General features: G+C 60.9%; 4 protein-coding genes and 1 tRNA gene. 3 read left to right on the plus strand and 2 right to left on the minus strand.

Features of this window, described 5'->3' with window-relative positions:
- The coding region (locus H5T60_11530; protein ID MBC7243064.1) for a DUF4968 domain-containing protein at positions 1-1975 on the minus strand (1975 nt) is incomplete at its 3' end.
- Positions 1976-2150: 175 nt separating this feature from the next.
- Between H5T60_11530 and H5T60_11535 the strand changes: the two genes are divergently transcribed.
- Positions 2151-2223, plus strand: a tRNA-Arg gene (locus H5T60_11535).
- Between the two features lie 123 nt (positions 2224-2346).
- On the opposite strand, the gene H5T60_11540 is transcribed toward H5T60_11535, so the two are convergent.
- Positions 2347-2514: a hypothetical protein gene (locus H5T60_11540; GenBank protein ID MBC7243065.1), complete on the minus strand. Its 168-nt coding sequence runs from the start codon at positions 2512-2514 to the stop codon at positions 2347-2349.
- 79 nt (positions 2515-2593) lie between these two features.
- On the opposite strand from H5T60_11540, the gene H5T60_11545 reads away from it, so the two are divergent.
- Both H5T60_11545 and H5T60_11550 read left to right on the plus strand, forming a co-directional pair.
- Positions 2594-3643: a LacI family DNA-binding transcriptional regulator gene (locus tag H5T60_11545; protein ID MBC7243066.1), complete on the plus strand. Its 1050-nt coding sequence runs from the start codon at positions 2594-2596 to the stop codon at positions 3641-3643.
- Between the two features lie 122 nt (positions 3644-3765).
- On the plus strand, positions 3766-4892 hold a 1127-nt coding region (locus H5T60_11550; protein MBC7243067.1), incomplete at its 3' end, for an extracellular solute-binding protein.

The following is a 4892-nucleotide window of genomic DNA, read 5'->3' on the forward strand; positions in this document are numbered from 1 at the left end:
ACCAGGTGCCGGCCGGCAGATAGACGGAGAGCCGGCCATCGCGCGAGGTCACCGGCGCCACGAGGAAGCTCTCCCCGAACAGGTATTCATGGTCAATATGCCACGTACTGCGGTCATCCTGATGCTCCAGCACCAGCGGCCGCACCATAGGCAGGCCGGCTTGGGAACTGCGCACCGCTTCCGAGTATATGTACGGGAGCAGGCGGTAGCGCAGGGACAGGTAACGATGGGCGATGGCCTCGACCTCTGGCCCGTACTGCCACGGCTCGCGGGGCTGTTTGCCGTGGGCGCGCACATGAGAGGAAAAGACGCCGAACTGGAGCCAGCGCGCGTAGACCACCGCATCGCGCGGATAGTCCTCCTGGCGCGGGTGATCGAACGCTTCCGGGGGATAATCGAACCCGCCGACATCGTGACTGCAGAAGGGAACGCCGGACATGCCGTAGCTGAGCAAGCCGAGGAGCTGGGTGCCCATCTGGTCCAGACTGCTGTAGCTGTCGCCGCCCCACTGGACGGGGTAGCGCTGGGAGCCGGCGTAGGCGGAACGCCCCCAGGTGAGGCCGCGGCCGAAGTACTGACGGGTGAGCTCGAACACCGCGCGATTGTACAGGAGCGGGTAGAGGTTGTGCATTTCCAGGCCGGAGCGTCCGTCGTGGTAGAGGGCATCGGCCGGCGCCTGTTCGCCGAAATCGGTCTTGAAGACGGCCGCGCCCATGTCCAGGAGCCGGCGCAGATGGGAGAGGAACCATTCCACCGCCTCGGGGTTGGTGAAGTCCACCGCCGCCAGGTCGCGGCCGGCGAAGGCCTCCAGCACCGGGCTGATCGAGCCGTCGGGCCGGCGGATGAAGTAGCCGCGCGCCTTGCCTTCTTCATAGAGCGGGGTGCCGGCGGGGATATAGGGGGTGATCCAGAGACAGGTGCGGATGCCCTGCCGGCGCAGTTCGGCCATCATCTCGGCCGGCCGGGGGAAGCGCTCCTCATCCCATTCGTACGTGCACCACGGCCCCTCGCCCATCCACCAGGGGTCCAGACTCAGCACGTCGCAAGGAAAGCCGCGCGCCCGCATCTCCCGCACGACTTCCTCGACCTCCTGACGGGTTTTATATCCACAGCGCGATATCCAGAACCCGAACGACCACTTGGGCGGGACCGGTGCTTGGCCGGTCAGCTCGGTGTAGCGGTAGAGGATATGTTTCAGCGATGGGCCGTAGATAAGGAAATAGTCGAGCTGGCTGTCGGCGATGTGGAAGGAGTAGGAGATGCTGGATTCGCTTCCCATGCGGTAGACGATGGGGAAAGAGGTGTGGATGAAGAGGCCGTAGCCGGCGGTGCTCATGAAAAAGGGCACATTTTTGTACGAGCGGAAACTGCTGACGTTGCCGCAGTCCATGGACCAGGAGTACAGCTCCTGGCCGCGCTTGTTGAGCGGGGTGAACTTCTCCCCGAAGCCGTACAGCGCCTCACCGGGGCGGAGGGCAACGGTCTCGTGGACGGTGATGAATCCGCCGGCGTCCTCCTCGTAGCCGATGGGGGGGACCTCATACGCGTAGCCGTAGGCGCGGTCGTTGAAGCGTTCGGCGAAGAAGGGTTCGGCATCGGCCGGCGCAGAGCGGTCATAGGCGCGCATTTGCCAGGGGAAGCGCTGGAGCACCACCCGCAGGCGCTCGGTCAGGATGGTGATGGCCTCCGGGGTTTCCTCTACCTCGAACGCTGGTGCCGGCCAGCTTTCCTGGACCAGGATGTCGCTTTTTGCCTGGCGGATGCCGTGAGGGTTCATGCGCAGTCGCAGGAGATCGGGCTGGATGAGGTCGATCTGCACCGGGATGGGTTGGCCGGCGGCGGTTTCGACCGTCAGTAGCAGGCCGGTGGGGGTGTGCTGGACGGCGGTGACGCGGCGCAGATGGGTTTGGGAGACAGGGATGTTCATGACATCGAGAGGGGCGAACAAGGCGTTCCAGTCAATGCGTGCTTTCATGGATGTACCTCTCATGACGGCGGTATATAGGCCAGGGATGATGGGCCGGCGAGCATGTCCCTTGTATTTTATACAATGGGGGCAGGGATGTCAATTCAGAGTTGACATTCGGCGGGAGGTTGGGGGATATAGATTTGACACAATGGGGCCGGCTGATACAATGGATAATGAGCGTGCCCCCGTAGCTCAACGGACAGAGCAGCTGCCTTCTAAGCAGTTGGTTGCGCGTTCGAATCGCGCCGGGGGTACTGATTGCTACCGCTGTACCACGCCGGCAAACTGGGCGCCATGTGGGCCGGCCTGCCGGAGAAAACCCGTGACCGCGTGGCCGGACCCCCTATGCGCCGGCACGGAAACAGTATCAGCCTGATCTACGCGCCGGCGGAGCTGATCACCGTGGTCAGCGGCCCGCGCTTCGCCCCCCGATCCCCCAATATGGTCTCGACGATGCAGTCGGGGTAGCGGACCTCATCGAAGAGCGATTCCGGATGCCGCTTCCCCATGTCGGCCGCCCGACCCAACCGAGCTTTGTACTGCAAATTTGCCTCTTGACAAAAATCATGGGGTGTGGTATACTGTGAATACGTATTCAGCCAGATTTGCCAGGATATCGGCGCGATGGCATCCACGTTACGCCAGAGGCACAGAACGCGAAAGGGCTCTGTCTCCTCGGTAGAGGTGGCACAGCTTGCCGGCGTCTCCCAAGCCACAGTGTCCCGCGTCTTCTCCGCCGCCACCAATGTCTCCCCGGAAACACGGGCCCGGGTGCTGGCTGCTGCGAGGAAACTGGGCTACCGCCCGAATGCCATCGCGCGCAGTTTGAACCAACAGTCCACACGCATCATCGGCATCGTCCTCATTCGCTTTATGAATCCCTTCTATGCTCGCCTCCTGCAGGAATTTACGTCCAGGCTCCAGGCGCTGGGGTACTGGACCTTACTGCTGAATGTCCAGAATGGCGCAGAACTCGAAGAAGTACTGCCAATGGCCCTGCAGTATCAGGTAGATGGCATTATTATCACTTCCGCGGAGTTGTCATCCCTGTTGGCGGATGAATGTGCTCGCCTGGGAACGCCGGTGGTGCTGTTCAACCGGTATTCGCTGGATACAAGGGTTCATGCCGTCTGCTGTGACAACGTCGCCGGCGGGCGTATGGTGGCCGATGCCCTGCTCGATGCCGGCCATGCTCGCATCGCATACATTGCCGGCGAACCGGGGAGCTCCACCAACCGGGACCGCGAAATGGGATTCACGGAGCGGCTGAACGAACGGGGCATGAGCCTATATGCGCGTGCCGGCGGCGACTACACCTATGAATCCGGTTACCAAGCGGCACTGAAACTGCTCCACCTTCAGCCTCTCCCAGACGCCATTTTCTGCGCCAATGACCTGATGGCTATGGCGGCGATAGATGCCGCACGCCGCGAGATGAACCTGCGGGTTCCCGAAGACCTCTCCATTATCGGATTCGATGATATCCCCATGGCCGCCTGGCCAAACTACCAGCTCACCACCGTCCACCAGCCCATCGACCGCATGGTCGATGTGACGCTAGATGTGTTGTTGGACGCTATCGGCAGGGTGACCGAAGAGCGTATCGTGCGTTTTATCTCTCCCTCATTCATCGTCCGCTCCTCCGCGCGTCTGGGCAATCTCCTCACCGACTAGAGCGGCGGCGAAAGTGACAGGAAGGAAAGGAGGTGGTGCAGTTACAACATTAATGAATACGTATGCATAAACTGGTTTCGACGTTACCGTGTTTCCCAATTTCATGAAGAGGGAGGAAAAAGATGAAAAAGCTGTTCGCCTTGCTGTCCATGTTCGTGGTCCTGGGCTTGCTGGCTGCCTGTGCCGCGCCCACCCCACAGGTCGTCGAGGTGACCAAAGAAGTGGAGAAGGTGGTCACCCAAGTGGTGCCTACCGTTGTCAAAGAGACGGTAGTGGTGGAGAAGGTAGTCACGCCCACGCCGGCCCCGTCCGGATGCAACATGACGCCGCCGGACCAGCCCACGCAGATCGACATGATCGGTTGGGCATTCCCCATCACCCAATTCTATGCCAAAGAGCTGGAGAAGTGCGGCAACGTCCCCAACCTGCGGGTCAACACGCTGTTGCTTGATTCAGGGTCAGCCAAGGAGCAGATGCGGCTCTCCCTGTCTGGGCAGGGCAAATCCCCTTACGAGATCCTGCATGTGGATGATGCGCTCCTCACTGAATTGGCCTCCGAAGGGAAACTGCTTCCTCTGGATGACCTGATCGCCAAGTACAAAGAGCAGTACGCCCTGGATGACATCGATCCCAGCCTGTATAACTTGGCGACATATGATGGCAAGGTCTACGGCATCCCCATTGTTGCCAACACCATGCTGTACTTCTATCGCATGGACCTGTTTGAGAAGTACGGTCTGTCGGTTCCAGAGACATACGACGACGTGATTGCATCTTGCTCGGTTCTCAAGCAGGAGAAGGATCTGGAACTGCCGTTCACCATTAACCTGCATGCGGGCTGGGCTTGGCGCATTGAGTTTCACAACATGCTGAAAGCCTTTGGGGGCAAATGGCTGAATGACGACAGCACCCCGGCGTTCAACGGGCCTGAGGGCGTCAAGGCCGTTGAGAAAATCTTGGAAATCGTCGACGCCTGCATGGGCGAGGAGGGGCTGACCTGGAGCATTGACGACACGGAGATCGGTTTGGAGACGGGCACCCTGGCCTCCGCCAATACATGGGCGAGCCGCGCCGCCAACATGGACAATCCCGACAAGTCCAAATTCGTAGGCATGATCGGTTTCGCGCCGGCTCCGCGCGCGGTGCCAGGAGGGCCTCACGCCGGCCCAGCCGCGGCTGACTTCTATGCCATCCCTGCCAACACCGATGTCGACCAGGATATCATCTTCCGCGTGATCATGGAAGCGGC

Source organism: Anaerolineae bacterium, from assembly GCA_014360855.1.
Classification (GTDB): domain Bacteria; phylum Chloroflexota; class Anaerolineae; order JACIWP01; family JACIWP01; genus JACIWP01.